The 13,569-nt window shown below is 73.8% G+C and carries 16 protein-coding genes; 6 read left to right on the forward strand and 10 right to left on the reverse strand.

Annotated features, from left to right (window positions below):
* Positions 1–123: 123 nt before the first annotated feature.
* Complete coding sequence (locus tag ACZ6BG_RS27335; protein WP_469006110.1) at positions 124–777, reverse strand: LysM peptidoglycan-binding domain-containing protein; 654 nt, start codon at positions 775–777, stop codon at positions 124–126.
* A 592-nt stretch (positions 778–1,369) separates the two neighbouring features.
* Here ACZ6BG_RS27335 and ACZ6BG_RS27340 point away from each other — a divergent pair.
* Together ACZ6BG_RS27340 and ACZ6BG_RS27345 are read left to right on the forward strand one after the other, a co-directional pair.
* Entirely contained in the window at positions 1,370–2,176 is an 807-nt protein-coding gene (locus tag ACZ6BG_RS27340) for a hypothetical protein (protein ID WP_469006112.1), read from the forward strand.
* 185 nt (positions 2,177–2,361) lie between these two features.
* Positions 2,362–2,721 carry a hypothetical protein gene (locus ACZ6BG_RS27345; protein ID WP_469006114.1) on the forward strand — a complete coding sequence of 120 codons (360 nt, stop codon included), beginning with the start codon at positions 2,362–2,364 and terminating at the stop codon, positions 2,719–2,721.
* Positions 2,722–2,836: 115 nt separating this feature from the next.
* Here ACZ6BG_RS27345 and der read toward each other — a convergent pair whose 3' ends face one another.
* The 6 genes from der to ACZ6BG_RS27375 form a co-directional block, all read right to left on the reverse strand.
* A complete protein-coding gene (gene der, locus ACZ6BG_RS27350; RefSeq protein WP_468452722.1) occupies positions 2,837–4,336 on the reverse strand; it encodes a ribosome biogenesis GTPase Der in 1,500 nt (499 codons plus the stop codon).
* Between the two features lie 72 nt (positions 4,337–4,408).
* Complete coding sequence (locus tag ACZ6BG_RS27355; protein ID WP_469006116.1) at positions 4,409–5,176, reverse strand: lysophospholipid acyltransferase family protein; 768 nt, start codon at positions 5,174–5,176, stop codon at positions 4,409–4,411.
* Positions 5,134–5,829 carry a (d)CMP kinase gene (gene cmk, locus ACZ6BG_RS27360; RefSeq protein ID WP_469006224.1) on the reverse strand — a complete coding sequence of 232 codons (696 nt, stop codon included), beginning with the start codon at positions 5,827–5,829 and terminating at the stop codon, positions 5,134–5,136. The genes ACZ6BG_RS27355 and cmk overlap by 43 nt, the downstream gene beginning before the upstream one ends.
* 188 nt (positions 5,830–6,017) lie before the next feature.
* The gene (locus ACZ6BG_RS27365; protein WP_469006118.1) at positions 6,018–7,103 is read right to left on the reverse strand and encodes a prephenate dehydrogenase; all 1,086 of its coding nucleotides are present in this window, start codon (positions 7,101–7,103) and stop codon (positions 6,018–6,020) included.
* Positions 7,100–7,462 carry a chorismate mutase gene (gene aroH, locus ACZ6BG_RS27370; protein ID WP_469006120.1) on the reverse strand — a complete coding sequence of 121 codons (363 nt, stop codon included), beginning with the start codon at positions 7,460–7,462 and terminating at the stop codon, positions 7,100–7,102. Before aroH ends, ACZ6BG_RS27365 begins: the two co-directional genes overlap by 4 nt.
* 118 nt (positions 7,463–7,580) lie before the next feature.
* The gene (locus tag ACZ6BG_RS27375; RefSeq protein WP_469006226.1) at positions 7,581–8,048 is read right to left on the reverse strand and encodes a YidB family protein; all 468 of its coding nucleotides are present in this window, start codon (positions 8,046–8,048) and stop codon (positions 7,581–7,583) included.
* A 167-nt stretch (positions 8,049–8,215) separates the two neighbouring features.
* On the opposite strand from ACZ6BG_RS27375, the gene ACZ6BG_RS27380 reads away from it, so the two are divergent.
* The 4 genes from ACZ6BG_RS27380 to ACZ6BG_RS27395 all read left to right on the forward strand — a co-directional run bounded on the left by ACZ6BG_RS27380 (position 8,216) and on the right by ACZ6BG_RS27395 (position 10,811).
* Positions 8,216–8,890, forward strand: coding sequence for a hypothetical protein (locus ACZ6BG_RS27380; RefSeq protein ID WP_469006122.1), 675 nt, complete (start codon positions 8,216–8,218; stop codon positions 8,888–8,890).
* Between the two features lie 68 nt (positions 8,891–8,958).
* A complete protein-coding gene (locus ACZ6BG_RS27385; RefSeq protein ID WP_469006124.1) occupies positions 8,959–9,552 on the forward strand; it encodes a DUF6529 family protein in 594 nt (197 codons plus the stop codon).
* Positions 9,549–10,016: a Rieske (2Fe-2S) protein gene (locus ACZ6BG_RS27390; RefSeq protein ID WP_469006126.1), complete on the forward strand. Its 468-nt coding sequence runs from the start codon at positions 9,549–9,551 to the stop codon at positions 10,014–10,016. The genes ACZ6BG_RS27385 and ACZ6BG_RS27390 overlap by 4 nt, the downstream gene beginning before the upstream one ends.
* 21 nt (positions 10,017–10,037) lie before the next feature.
* Positions 10,038–10,811 (forward strand): nucleotidyltransferase domain-containing protein, encoded by a 774-nt coding sequence (locus ACZ6BG_RS27395; RefSeq protein WP_469006128.1) that lies wholly within the window; start codon positions 10,038–10,040, stop codon positions 10,809–10,811.
* Here the strand turns inward: ACZ6BG_RS27395 and ACZ6BG_RS27400 are convergent.
* The 3 genes from ACZ6BG_RS27400 to scpB form a co-directional block, all read right to left on the reverse strand.
* Entirely contained in the window at positions 10,737–11,525 is a 789-nt protein-coding gene (locus ACZ6BG_RS27400; protein ID WP_469006130.1) for a nucleotidyltransferase domain-containing protein, read from the reverse strand. The two genes, ACZ6BG_RS27395 and ACZ6BG_RS27400, sit on opposite strands and share 75 nt — an antisense overlap.
* 123 nt (positions 11,526–11,648) lie before the next feature.
* Positions 11,649–12,857, reverse strand: coding sequence for a pseudouridine synthase (locus ACZ6BG_RS27405; RefSeq protein WP_469006132.1), 1,209 nt, complete (start codon positions 12,855–12,857; stop codon positions 11,649–11,651).
* A gap of 12 nt (positions 12,858–12,869) precedes the next feature.
* A complete protein-coding gene (scpB, locus tag ACZ6BG_RS27410) occupies positions 12,870–13,562 on the reverse strand; it encodes an SMC-Scp complex subunit ScpB (RefSeq protein WP_469006230.1) in 693 nt (230 codons plus the stop codon).
* Between the last annotated feature and the right edge of the window lie 7 nt (positions 13,563–13,569).

Below are 13,569 nucleotides of genomic sequence, written 5' to 3' on the forward strand. Positions count from 1 at the left end.
GCGACCGGTCGGGCCCGGCCGCGGCGTCAGCGCTGTCGAGCTGTCGAGCTGTCGAGCTGTCGAGCTGTCGAGCTGTCGAGCTGTCGAGCCAGCAGAGCAGCTCAGCTACAGAGCAGCATCGCCTCAGACCACGAGCCGCTGTCCGGGCACGATCGTGTTCGGATCGCCGCCGATGACCCCCTGGTTGGCCGCGAAGATCCGCTGCCAGCTGGTGCCGTGCGCCGCCGCGATGCGGCTGAGCGTGTCACCGGACCGCACGGTGTAGTTGCCCGAGCCGCCGGGCGCGCGGTACGCGGTGCCCCGGTCGCTGCGGGCGGGGGCGCGGTGCGTCGGAGCGGGCTGCTCCGGTGCCGCCTTCGGCGCGGTGGACCTGGGCGCCGCGGGCTTCGGCGCGGCGGGCGCGGGCGCGGCACCGCCGGGAGCGGAACCTTGGGCGCCGGCGCGCGCCGAGCAGGACGGCCAGGCCCCCCAGCCCTGGGCGCGCTGGACCTTCGCCGCGACGGCTATCTGCTGTGCCTTGGACGCCTGGGCGGCCGTCGGCGCGTACGCCGTGCCGCCGTACGCCCGCCAGGTCCCGGCGGAGAACTGGAGCCCTCCGGAGTAGCCGTTGCCTGTGTTGGTCTGCCAGTTCCCGCCGCTCTCGCAGCGGGCGATCCGGTCCCACACTCCGCTGTCCGCGGCGGCCTGGCCGCTCGCGGCGAGCAGTGCCAGGGGCGCGAGGAGCGCGGCCCCGCCGAGCACTGCCGTCCTGCGAATGTACTGGGGACGAACGGACATGGATTTCCCTCTCCAAGGACCCGGGCTCCCCCGGGCTCCGCGGGCCCCGCGCGTATCCGACGCCGGGATCCCGCCGAGCCCCGCCCGCCGGTCGGACGGCGCGCCGCCGTACCGCCACCGGGATCCGTGCGGATCCATGGCGGTCGATGAGGCTGCGCGACGCCCTGCCGCACCGTGGTGCCGGAAGTCCGGCCGGTGCGATCGGCGGTCGTACCCGAGCGGTGCTCAGTGCACACGGCGGTGGAATCTAGGAGCGCTCTCGCCCCGCCATCAACCGGATCCTCGTCATTCCAGGCCAGTCGACCGTTACCGGGAGTATCGTCGAGTTTCGGACACCCACTTAATAGTCCGATATCAAGACATGTCACCCCTCACCCGAATCGATCTGTGACTCAGTTCACTGCCCCAACTTCCTTGCCCTCAGCAGTCGTTGGCGTGGAGTGACTGATTCCGCCCATCAACTCACGCTCCGCTCAGGACAGTTCAATTCCGTTCGCCCCCGCGCGTGACTTGCACCACTGATCGCCCGTTGTCTCCTTCATGAGCCGGGCACCACCCGGACACCCCACGCATCGATTCCGAGGAGCCACCCGTGCCGCGCATGCTCGACCTCAGCGACGAGGTACGCGCCGAGATCGGCGATGAAGAAGCCGACCGCCTGCTCGCCGGGGAGAACGCCCCGGGCGCCTACGACTGCACCTCCTGTCGCACCCCCGGCGACTCGGACCGCGAGCGCACCAGCACCGTCCTGTTCGTCGGCGACGAGACCGCCGTGCTGGCCTTCGCCCACGCCGTCTGCCTGCCGTCCCAGATCGTCGAGGTGGCCGAGGAGCAGCTCCAGGGCGCCGTCCGCTCGATCACCGGCGAAACCCCCGACACCGGTGTCGCCCCCGACTCCGCCGCGGCCATCAGCGGCCGCCCCGAGCAGGCCGTGCTCGGCGTCACCAGCGGCCTCGTCCTCATCGAGGGCGAACTGCGGCCCGCGCTCGTCGTGGAGCCGACCGGGCCGATCGCACGCCCCGGCGCCGCGCCCGGGGGCGGCGACGACTTCCTGCCGCTCCTGATCGAGCAGGGCTTCATGCCGGTGACGTCTCTCGACGGCGTGCCTGCGACGCTGCACGGCTGGTCGGTGCTGCTCGCCATGGGCCAGCTGCACGCGATCCTCCAGCCCGGCACCGGCAACGGCCCGCAGGTCGCCTGGTGGCAGGCGCACCAGCCGCTCCAGGTCACCGAGGGCTGGCGGGCCGCGGCCAACAAGCTGCAGTCGGTGCTGCTCTTCGCGGCGCCCGCCGGTGCCATCGGCCGCCAGCCCCGCGAGGACCTGCTGCGCGGTGCCCTGGACCGGGCCGCGGGCCGCGGCCAACTGGTCGCGTGCGGCATGCCGTTGGCCGGTACGTGAGCCCGCCCCGGGGGTCGTCCGCGCGCCGGGTGCCCGGCGCGCGGACGGCACCCGGGCGGCCACTGCCGCCTACCAGGCGAATGCGGTGCTTCTCCCCGCATCCGTCCGGCCCCGGGGTCGTTGGCCCAGACGTGCACGCATACGATCCCTCACCCCACCGGCCGTACCAGAGCCCCATCCCGTCCATGCGCACGGCGCAGGACGTGTCGGGCGCCCACTCGGCCACGCCGATCTACGACGCGCTGTACTCGGAGTACATGAGGGCGTTCCGCGCCCTTCCCGGCGACCGGATCGGCGAGGAGGAACTCCGGTTCAACGCGTTCGGCACCGCGCCCTACGGCAGCCAGCACGGCGCCGGTCAGCACGACGCCCGGTACGAACCGCGCCACCCGGTCCGGCACGACCCGCGATACGACCCCCGGCACGACCCCCGGCACAGCCCCTTCCACGTCGCCCGCTACGGCCAGCCGAGCCAGGCCGACCACACCGGCTACGGCCAGCTCTTCCCGGCGGCGCTCCCGCCGGGCCCGCGCCGCGAGCGCTGACTCCGGGCGCCGCGGGCCCCGCCCCCACAAGCCGATGCCCGGCCTTCCCCGTGGAAGGCCGGGCATCGTCGCGTGCGCGCTCAGGGGCGGGCGCGCCCCCTGCCGCGTACCGCGGTTACTTCTTCTTCTGGGTCTTCTGGCCGCGCTTCTCGCGCACCCGCACCGAGATGTGGATCGGGGTGCCCTCGAAGCCGAACTCCTCACGGAGCCTGCGCTCCACGAAGCGGCGGTAGCCGTGCTCGATGAAGCCCGAGGCGAAGAGCACGAACCGCGGCGGCTTCGTGCCCGCCTGCGTGCCGAACAGGATGCGGGGCTGCTTGCCGCCGCGGACCGGGTGCGGGTGGGCGGCGATCAGCTCGCCGAGGAAGGCGTTCAGACGCCCCGTCGGCACGCGCGTCTCCCAGCCGTCCAGGGCCGTCTCGATCGCCGGGACCAGCTTCTCCATGTGCCGGCCCGTGCGCGCCGAGACGTTCACCCGCGGCGCCCAGGCGACCTGCGCGAGCTCCGTCTCGATCTCCCGCTCCAGGTAGTAGCGGCGCTCCTCGTCGAGGGTGTCCCACTTGTTGTACGCGAGGACGACGGCGCGGCCCGCCTCCACCGCCATGGTGACGATGCGCTGGTCCTGCACGCTGATCGACTCGCTGGCGTCGATCAGGATGACGGCGACCTCTGCCTTCTCGACGGCGGCGGCGGTGCGCAGCGAGGCGTAGTAGTCGGCGCCCTGCTGCAGGTGCACGCGCTTGCGAATACCGGCGGTGTCGACGAACTTCCAGGTGACGCCGCCGAGTTCGATGAGCTCGTCGACCGGGTCGCGGGTGGTGCCCGCCAGTTCGTTGACGACGACGCGCTCCTCGTTCGCGACCTTGTTCAGGAGCGAGGACTTGCCGACGTTCGGGCGGCCGATGAGCGCGATGCGGCGCGGGCCGCCGATGGCCGTGCCGAAGCTCTGCTCGGGCGCCTCCGGCAGCGCCTCCAGGACGGCGTCCAGCATGTCGCCGGTGCCGCGGCCGTGCAGCGCGGAGACCGGGTGCGGCTCGCCGAGGCCGAGCGACCACAGCATCGCCGCGTCCGCCTCGGCGGAGGGGCCGTCGACCTTGTTGGCGCACAGCACGACGGGCTTGCCCGCCTTGCGCAGGAGGCGCACGACGGCCTCGTCCGTGTCCGTCGCGCCGACGGTCGCGTCCACGACGAAGACGACGGCGTCGGCCGCCTCGATCGCGTACTCCGCCTGGGCGGCCACGGACGCGTCGATGCCGAGGACGTCCTGCTCCCAGCCGCCGGTGTCGACGACCTTGAAGCGGCGGCCCGCCCACTCGGCCTCATAGGTGACGCGGTCGCGGGTGACGCCCGGCTTGTCCTCGACGACGGCCTCGCGGCGGCCGATGATGCGGTTCACGAGCGTCGACTTGCCGACATTGGGGCGGCCGACGACGGCGAGCACCGGCAGCGGGCCGTGCCCGGCCGCCTCGATGGCGCCCTCGACGTCCTCGATGTCGAAGCCCTCTTCGGCGGCGAGCTCCATGAACGCTGCATACTCGGCGTCGCCAAGCGCACCGTGGTCGTGCTCGGCGTGCTGGGCCGAGCCCTCGCCCTCGGGCTGGATCTGGTCGTTCATGAAGTCCGTACCTCGTCGTTCATCGTGGTGATCGGTGGCCGCCGCGCGGCGGTCCACTACTGAAAGTCTTACTCAGCGCCCGGTGAGGCGCCTGGCGTTTTCCAGGTGGGCGGTGAGCTGCCCCTGGATGCGCACGGTGGCCTCGTCGAGCGCCTTGCGCGTACGCGGCCCGCTGCCGCCCGCCCGTCTCCCGCCACCGCCCTCAACCGAGCTGCGCAGCCCCTCTTGCGCGTCGAAGGGATCGCCGAAGACGACGTCGACGCGGCTGCGCAGCGGTGGCAGCTGCTTTATCAGCCGCCCGCGCCGCTCCGTGCTGCCGAGGACGGCGACGGGCACGATCGGCGCCCCGGAGCGCACCGCGAAGTACGCGAGGCCCGCGCGCAGCGAGGCGAAGTCGCCGTCGCCCCGGGTGCCCTCGGGGAAGATCCCGAGGACCCCGCCCTGGTCCAGGACGGCCAGCGCGTCCGTGATGGCCGTGCGGTCGGCCGTGGTCCGGTCGACCTGGAGCTGGCCGATGCCCCGCAGGAACGGGCCGAGCGGCCCGACGAACGCTTCCTTCTTGATCAGGAAGTGCGTCGGCCGGGGCGCCACGCCCATGACCATGGGGCCGTCGACGTTGTGCGAGTGGTTCACGGCGAGGATCACCGGGCCGGTCGCGGGGACCCGCCAGGCGCCCAGGACGCGGGGCTTCCACAGGCCGTACATGAGGCCCACGCCGATGCGGCGGCCGACGTCGGCGCCGCGCTCGGAGGGGGCGACGCGCGGGGCGGACGCACCGCGCACCGACGGAACCGGACTCACTTCCCGGCCCGCTTCTCCTCGACGAGCGTGACGACGCACTCGATGACCTGCTGCAGCGTGAGCTCGGTGGTGTCCACCTCGACGGCGTCGGCCGCCTTGGCGAGCGGCGAGGTCTTGCGGCTGGAGTCGGCGGCGTCCCGCTTGATGAGGGCCTCGCGCGTGGAGGCGACGTCGGCGCCCTTCAGCTCGCCGGAGCGGCGGGCGGCGCGGGCCTCCGGGGACGCCGTCAGGAAGATCTTGAGGTCGGCGTCGGGCAGCACCGTGGTGCCGATGTCCCGGCCCTCGACGACGATGCCGAGCTCGGCCGCGGCGGCGATCGAGCGCTGCAGCTCGGTGATCCGGGTGCGCACCTCGGGGACGGCGCTGACCGCGCTCACCTTGGAGGTGACCTCCGGGGTGCGGATCGGGCCCGCGACGTCCGTGCCGTCGACGGTGATGGTCGGGGCGGACGGGTCGGTGCCCGAGACGATCTCCGCCTTGCCGGCCGCGGCGGCGATGGCGGACGGGTCCGTGAGGTCGATGCCGTTGGCCACCATCCACCACGTGATCGCCCGGTACTGGGCTCCGGTGTCCAGGTAGCTCAGGCCGAGCTGGGCCGCGACGGCCTTGGACGTGCTGGACTTCCCCGTGCCGGAGGGCCCGTCGATGGCGACGATCACGGGGGCCGGGCCTGCGGCGGCGGTCTTTTCCACGGATTCCACGGGGAGCGGACACCTTTCTCGGTGCGGGGGACGGGGTGGGCCGCCTGCTCGGCGCCCCGCACAAGGTTACTGGCTCCTGAGCGGGGCCCTTCCCGGTCCCGGGCCGCGGCCCGCCCGGAGGCTCCGGGGCGGCGACCCCGGCCTGCCCTCACCCCCGGGCCGTGAGCCCCCCGCGCCCCTCACTGCCGCAGCGACCAGCCGCGCTCCCGCAGCCCCGCCGCGAGCCCCGGCGCCGCCTGCGGCTCGACCATGAGCTGGACGAGGCCCGCCTGCTGGCCGGTGGCGTGCTCGATGCGGACGTCCTCGACGTTGACGCCGGCCCGCTCCGCGTCGGCGAAGATCCGGGCGAGCTGGCCGGGCTGGTCGTCGATGAGGACGGCCACGATCTCGTACACGGCGGGCGCGGAGCCGTGCTTGCCGGGGACGCGGGCCTGGCCCGCGTTGCCGCGCCGCAGCACGCCCTCGACGCCGGTGACGCCGTCCTGCCGCTTGGACTCGTCGGCGGACTGCAGGCTGCGCAGCGCGGTCACGGCCTCGTCGAGGTCGGTGGCGACCTCCGCGAGCAGGTCGGCCACCGGGCCGGGGTTCGCGGACAGGATGTCGATCCACATCCGCGGGTCGGACGCCGCGATGCGGGTGACGTCGCGGATGCCCTGGCCGCAGAGGCGTACCGCCGCCTCCTCCGCGTTCTCCAGGCGGGCGGCGACCATGCTGGCGACGAGGTGCGGCATGTGCGAGACGAGCGCGACCGCCCGGTCGTGGGCGTCGGCGTCCATGACGACGGGCACGGCCCGGCACAGCGCGACCAGCTCCAGGGCCAGGTTCAGGACCTCGGTGTCGGTGTCCCGCGTCGGCGTCAGGACCCACGGCCGCCCCTCGAAGAGGTCGGCGGAGGCCGCGAGGGGCCCGCTGCGCTCCCGCCCCGACATGGGATGCGTACCGATGTACGGCGTGAGGTCCAGGCCGAGGGACTCCAGCTCCCGGCGCGGCCCGCCCTTGACGCTGGCCACGTCGAGGTAGCCGCGCGCCGATCCGCGCCGCATCTCCTCGGCGAGGGTGGCGGCGACGTGCGCGGGCGGCACGGCGACCACGCACAGGTCGACGGGTGCGGCCGGGGGCTCGCTGGTGCCCGCCCCGAGCGCGGCCGCGGTGCGCGCCTGCTCCGGGTCGTGGTCGGCGAGGTGGACGGTGACGCCGCGGCGGGCCAGGGCCTGGGCGGCGGAGGTGCCGATGAGGCCGGTGCCGATGACGAGGGCGCTTCTCACTGGGCGATGTCCTTGCGGAGTGCGGCGGCCGCGCCGAGGTAGACGTGCGCGATCTCGGACCTCGGCCGGTCGGACTCGACGTGGGCGAGGATCCGCACGACGCGCGGCATGGCCCCGTCGATGTCGAGTTCCTGGGCGCAGATCAGCGGCACGTCGGCGAGGCCGAGCTCGCGGGCGGCGACGGCCGGGAAGTCGCTGTGCAGGTCGGGGGTCGCCGTGAACCAGATGGAGATCAGGTCGGCGGCGGTCAGTCCGTTCCGCTCGAGCACGGCGGTGAGCAGCGCGCCGACCTGCTCACTCATGTGGTCGGCCGCGTCCCGCTCCAGTTGGACGGCGCCCCGCACCGCTCGTACCGCCACCGTGCTGCTCCTCGCTCGCGTGCGCTGTTCTTTCTGTACGGCAAGGGTAGTCAGGCCCCCGGACACGCGTGCACGGCGCCCGTCTGCCGAGACGGCCGCCGCGCGCCTCGCGTCCGCGTCAGAGCTGCTGCTGGCGGATGATGTCCTCCAGGGACCCGGACGGCACCTGGCCGTCCGGCGTGAGCTGGTCGACGGCCCCCGGCAGCACCTGGGCGATCTCGTCCGCGGCCTGCTCGGGCGAGACGCCCGCCTGCTCGGCCACCTGCCGGAGCGTGTCGTCGGGCACCGCCTGCCGCACCTGCTCGCCGTTCACGGGCTGGTTCTCGCCGGGGCCCACCCACGACTGGGCCTGGTCGGCTAGCCCGGCCTTGGTCAGCCCGTCCAGGAGTCCGCCCAGCGGGTTGTTGCCGCCGCCCTTGCTCATCAACGCGCCGAGCAGCGCGCCGAGGATGGTGGCGCCGCCTCCGGACGCGGCCCCGCCCTGCTGGCCGCCGCCGAGGAGGCCGCCGAGAAGACCGCCCAGATCGTTACCCGCCATGGTCGTACTGCCTTTCGGTTCGTGGCCGGGCCCCGCCCGCGGGGGCAGGGGCCCCGGACCCTGCCAATGTCACCCGCGGCGAGGCCCTCCGCCACTTGGCGCAACCGGCGCGCGCCCCACCCGCACCACGGGCGCACAGCCTCCGTGCGCCTCTGGACGCCGGGGTCCGGGTCGGCTTGCATGGAGGGTCAGGCCACGCGCCTCGGGGGGCACGTATGAAGCGCTCAGGACCCTTGTTCACGCTGCTCGCGGGGCTGGTGCTGGCCCTGTTCATGCTGTCGGTCAACGCGACGTCGGGGACGGGCAGTTCGTCGTACTCGGACTCCTCGTCCGGCGCGGCCGAACCGACCGTGTCACCCACCACGAGCGCCCCGGGCGACCGCCCGAACCCCAGCCGCACGCCCAAGCCCGCCAAGAAGCCCCCGGCCGACGCCCGGTACGCGGGCCGCACCGACGACGACTCGGCCTCGATCGCCATCACGCTCCGTGACGGCGAGGCGGTCGCGTACTTCTGCGACGGCCGCGCCACCGAGTCCTGGCTCAAGGGCGATGTCGAGGACGACGGGTCGATGCGTCTGACCGGCAAGCACGGCGCGAAGCTGGACGGCCGGATCGTCGGGGACAAGGTCCGCGGCACCGTCGAGATCCGCAAGCGGACCTGGGCGTTCACCGCCCCGAAGACCCGCAAGCCGGCGGGGGTGTACCGGGCCACGTCGGAGGTGCGCGGCGAGAAGCTCGACGGCGGCTGGATCGTCCAGGCCGACGGCAGCCAGGTCGGCATCCTCACCCGCGACGGGGAGCCCGCCGAGGCCCCCCGGCTCGACCCGGACACCGGCGCCGTCGCCCTGGCCGACGGCGGCCGCCTCACCGCACGCCCCGTGGTGCCCTGACCCCGCCCGCGCCCTCGACCGCCGCCCCCCGCGCCCGCACGCGACCCCGCGTCCCCCAGGGAGCCCTCATGAGCGTCGACCCGAACGCCCCCACCCAGGGCGGTTTCCCCGTGCCGCCCCGCGCGGGCGGCCCGCCCCGCGCGCACCCCGCCCGCTATCTGGTGCCCGCCCTGGTCGCCGCCGCGGTCGCGGTGGGCCTCGGGGCGTACGGCAAGGTCCACGACCCGGAGGGCACCGCCTTCAACCTGGCCGGGTTCAGCAGCACCGGCGCCGTGAAGTCCTGGCTCGGCACGACGGCCCTCGGCTTCGCGGTGCTCCAGGTCGTGTCGGCCCTGATGGTGTACGGCAAGCTGCCGGGCCCGTCCTGGTCGGCGGGGCTGCACCGCTGGTCGGGCCGGGTGGCGTTCCTGGTGGCGGTGCCGGTCGCGGTGCACTGCCTGTACGCCCTCGGGTATCAGACAACGACGACGCGCGTGCTGTGGCACTCCGCCCTCGGCTGCTTCTTCTTCGGGGCGTTCAGCGCCAAGATGCTGCTGCTCCGCTCGGAACGGCTGCCCGGCTGGCTGCTCCCGGTGGTGGGCGGGCTCGTCTTCGCGGCGCTCACGGTGGTGTGGCTTACGTCGGCGCTGTGGTTCTTCCGTACGTTCGGGGTGAGCACGTGAGCGGCGGCGGGCGCCCCACCCGGCGCACGGCCCTGGCGGCGGGCGCGCTGGCCGCCGCCGCGGCGACCGGGTGCTCGAAGTACGGCGACGAGGGCGCGGAGCCGGAGCCGCCGCCCAGCAGCCCGACCGCGTCCCGGTCCGGCGGCTCGCCGGACGCGACCGGCGAGGCGCCCAAGGGGCCGGTGCTCGCGAAGACCTCGGACATCCCGGTCGGCGGCGGCAAGGTCTTCAAGGACGAGAAGGTCGTCGTCACCCAGCCCGCCGAGGGCGACTTCAAGGCCTTCTCGGCGGTCTGCACGCACTCCGGCTGCACGGTCCGCGACGTCGACGGCGGCACGGTCAACTGCCCGTGCCACGGCAGTAGGTTCCGGGTGGCGGACGGCGCGGTCGCGGGCGGCCCGGCGCCGCGCCCGCTGCCGCCGCGCGGCATCGACATCAGCGGAAATTCCATCAGGCTCACCTGAGCGAGGCCGTACCCTCCGGGCATGAACCCGGCGCCGCTCCCCCAGGACCCGCTCGACCCGCACGACCTGGTGCGCGACCACACGATCTACGCCTGCGTCATGGGCTCGCGCGCCTTCGGCCTGGCCACGGACGGCAGCGACACCGACCGCCGCGGGGTGTTCCTCGCGCCGACCCCGCTGTTCTGGCGCTTCGAGAAGCCCCCGAGGCACGTGGACGGCCCCGCCGACGAGCAGTTCGGCTGGGAGCTGGAACGCTTCTGCGAGCTGGCCCTGCGCGCCAACCCGAACGTCCTGGAGTGCCTGCACTCCCCGCTCGTGGAGCACGTCACCGACACCGGCCGCGAACTCCTCGCCCTGCGCACGGCCTTCCTGTCCCGCCAGGCCCACGAGACCTTCGCCCGCTACGCCCTCGGCCAGCGCAAGAAGCTCGACGTGGATGTCCGCACCCACGGCGCCCCGCGCTGGAAACACGCCATGCACCTGCTGCGCCTCCTGATGAGCTGCCGCGACCTGCTCCTGACGGGCGAGCTGACCATCGACGTCGGCGACCGGCGCGACGCGCTGCTCGCGGTCAAGCGCGGCGAGGTCGGCTGGCCCGAGGTGGAGGCGTGGATGACGCGCCTCGCGGCGGAGGCGGACACGGCGGCGGACCGCACCCCGCTGCCCCCGGAGCCGGACCGGCGGCGCGTCGAGGACTTCCTGTTCCGCGCCCGCCGGGCCTCAGCCCTGGAGGCGGGCCCGTACGACGAGGTCGTGCAGCGCGTCGTACGCGACGGGGGCGTCCGGCAGGTCTGAGGCCGCCTGGGCCTCGTCCAGGACGGTGTGCAGGCGCTCGACGTCGGCCGTCACGCGCGCGTGGTCGACGTCGGCGGCGCCGTGCTCGGCCTCGCGCTTGGCCGCGATCAGCTCCGGCAGGTAGCCGGGGGCGTGCGCCTCGTCGAGCAGCGTGGGCAGATGGGCCTGGAGTTCGCCGGTGCGCATCAGGTGGATGCCGGTCAGCAGCACCCGGAACGTGTACAGGAGCGGCTTCAGCTCGCCGCTGCGGTCGAACAGCTTCCACTGGGTGGCCGCGAAGCCCCGGTAGTGGTGCGCGTGGTGCGAGGTGAGCACGCCGGGCGCGAGGGCCGCCAGTTCCTCGTGCAGGGCGCCCGTGTGCACGACGAGCGGCGAGAGCAACTGCTCCAGGACGTAGCCGTTGCGCCGCAGCAGCAGCCGGACGAACTTCCTGAGGTCGTGCGTGACGAGGTCCAGCTCGACGCCGTCGCGCACCCGCCCCCGAGTTCCCGGCTCCGCTCGAACAGGGAGGTACCCCCCTCGCGACCGCGTCTCCTCCGGCTCCCGCAGCCCCACCAGGGCCCGCACGGGCAGCAGATGGACCCCGCGCAGGTCCACGTCCGAGTCCCGGGACGGGAACCCGTACAGATGCGCCCCGGAGACCGTGGCGAAGACCAGCGGGTCGGGTTGTTCCGCGACGACGGAGCCCAGGTCGGCCGCGCTGAGTTCGATCATCCGCACAGCATCCCAGACAACCGCACGCGGCAGCCGGGCGGCCACCCGCGAACCACCGCGGCCGCCCGCACCCGTTGCGGGAGCGAGCGGCCGACGACGTACCCACCAAGACCTGGGGCAGGCCTACAGGTCGACTTCCTTCATCAGCATGCCGACCTCGGTGTTGGACAGGCGGCGCAGCCAGCCCGACTTCTGGTCGCCCAGCGTGATCGGGCCGAAGGCGACGCGCACCAGCTTGTCGACCGGGAACCCGGCCTCGGCCAGCATGCGGCGCACGATGTGCTTGCGGCCCTCGTGCAGGGTCACCTCGACCAGGTAGTTCTTGCCGGTCTGCTCCACGACGCGGAAGTGGTCCGCGCGGGCGTAGCCGTCCTCAAGCTGGATGCCGTCCTTGAGCTGCTTGCCCAGGTCGCGTGGGATCGGGCCGACGATGTGCGCGAGGTAGACCTTCTTCACGCCGTACTTCGGGTGGGTCAGGCGGTGCGCCAGCTCACCGTGGTTGGTGAGCAGGATGACGCCCTCGGTCTCGGTGTCGAGCCGGCCCACGTGGAACAGCCGCGTCTCGCGGTTGTTCGTGTAGTCGCCGAGGCACTGGCGCCCTTCGTTGTCCTCCATGGTGGAGACGACGCCTGCGGGCTTGTTCAGGGCGAAGAACTGGTACGACTGCGTGGCCACGGTCAGGCCGTCGACCTTGATCTCGTCCTTGTCCGTGTCGACCCTGAGGCCCTGCTCCAGGACGATCTCGCCGTTGACCTCGACGCGGGCCTGCTCGATCAGTTCCTCGCAGGCGCGCCGCGAGCCGTAGCCCGCGCGGGCGAGGATCTTCTGCAGCCGCTCGCCCTCCTGCTCGGCGCCGGGGAAGGTCTTGGGCGGGCTCACCTTGGGCTTGCCCGCGTACCGCTCGCGGTTGCGCTCCTCGGCCCGGGTCTCGTACTCGCGCGAGTACGCCGGGGCCGGGCGGCCGCGACCGGCGCCGCGCTGCTCCTGGCCGCGCTTGGGGCCGCCCTTGGCGCCGCCGCGCGCCGACGCGCCGCGACCCGACTTCGGGCCGTCCTGGGTGCCGCCGGGGCCCACGTCGTAGCGCCGCTCCTCGGGGCGGGGCTTGCTGGGGCGGCCGCTGCCCTGCCGGTCGTCACGGCCGCCACCGGCACCCCGGTAGTCGCCGCGGCCGCCGCCACCGCTGTTGCCGCGGCCACCGCCCGTGGGACGGCCGCCGCTGTTGCCTCGACCGCCACCGCTGGGGCGGCCGCCACTGTTGCCGCGGCCGCCGCTGTTGCCACCACGGCTCCCGCCGTTGTTTCCGCTGCTGTTCCTGCCGCTGCTGCTTCGCATCAAATGTCCGTCTTAGTCGTCTGCGTCCTCGTAACCCGGCGCATCGGGTGCGTCCGGGTCGAACGACGGGACACCCTCCTGGGTCTCCGCCTCGATCGCGTCCGCCTCGGGGAGGAAGGGCGCGAGCTCGGGGAGCTCGTCCAGGCCGCGCAGGCCCATCCGCTCCAGGAAGTAGTTCGTCGTCCTGTACAGGATCGCACCTGTTTCGGGTTCCGCGCCCGCCTCCTCCACCAGACCCCTCTGCAACAGGGTGCGCATGACCCCGTCGCAGTTCACTCCGCGCACCGCCGAGACCCGCGAGCGGCTGACCGGCTGGCGGTAGGCGACGACGGCGAGGGTCTCCAGGGCCGCCTGGGTGAGGCGGGCGTGCTGCCCGTCCAGGACGAAGCCCTCGACGGCGGGGGCGTACGCGGGCCGGGTGTAGAACCGCCAGCCGCCCGCCACCAGGCGCAGCTCGAAGCCGCGGCCCTGCACGGTGTACTCGTCGGCCAGCTCCCGCAGCGCGTCGGCGACGGCCCGCCGGGGGCGTTCGAGGACCTTCGCCAGGTGCTCCTCGGTCGCGGGCTCGTCCACGACCATCAGGACGGCCTCCAGGGCGGGCTTGAGGTCGAGCTCGGCGACGGCGGCCCGCAGGTCTCCCGCGGGACTCTCCCGCTGCCCCGCGCTCCCCTGCTGCACTGCGCTGCCCTGCTGCCCTGCGCCCATGTGCTGC

The sequence above is a fragment of the Streptomyces sp. NPDC041205 genome (assembly GCF_055591765.1).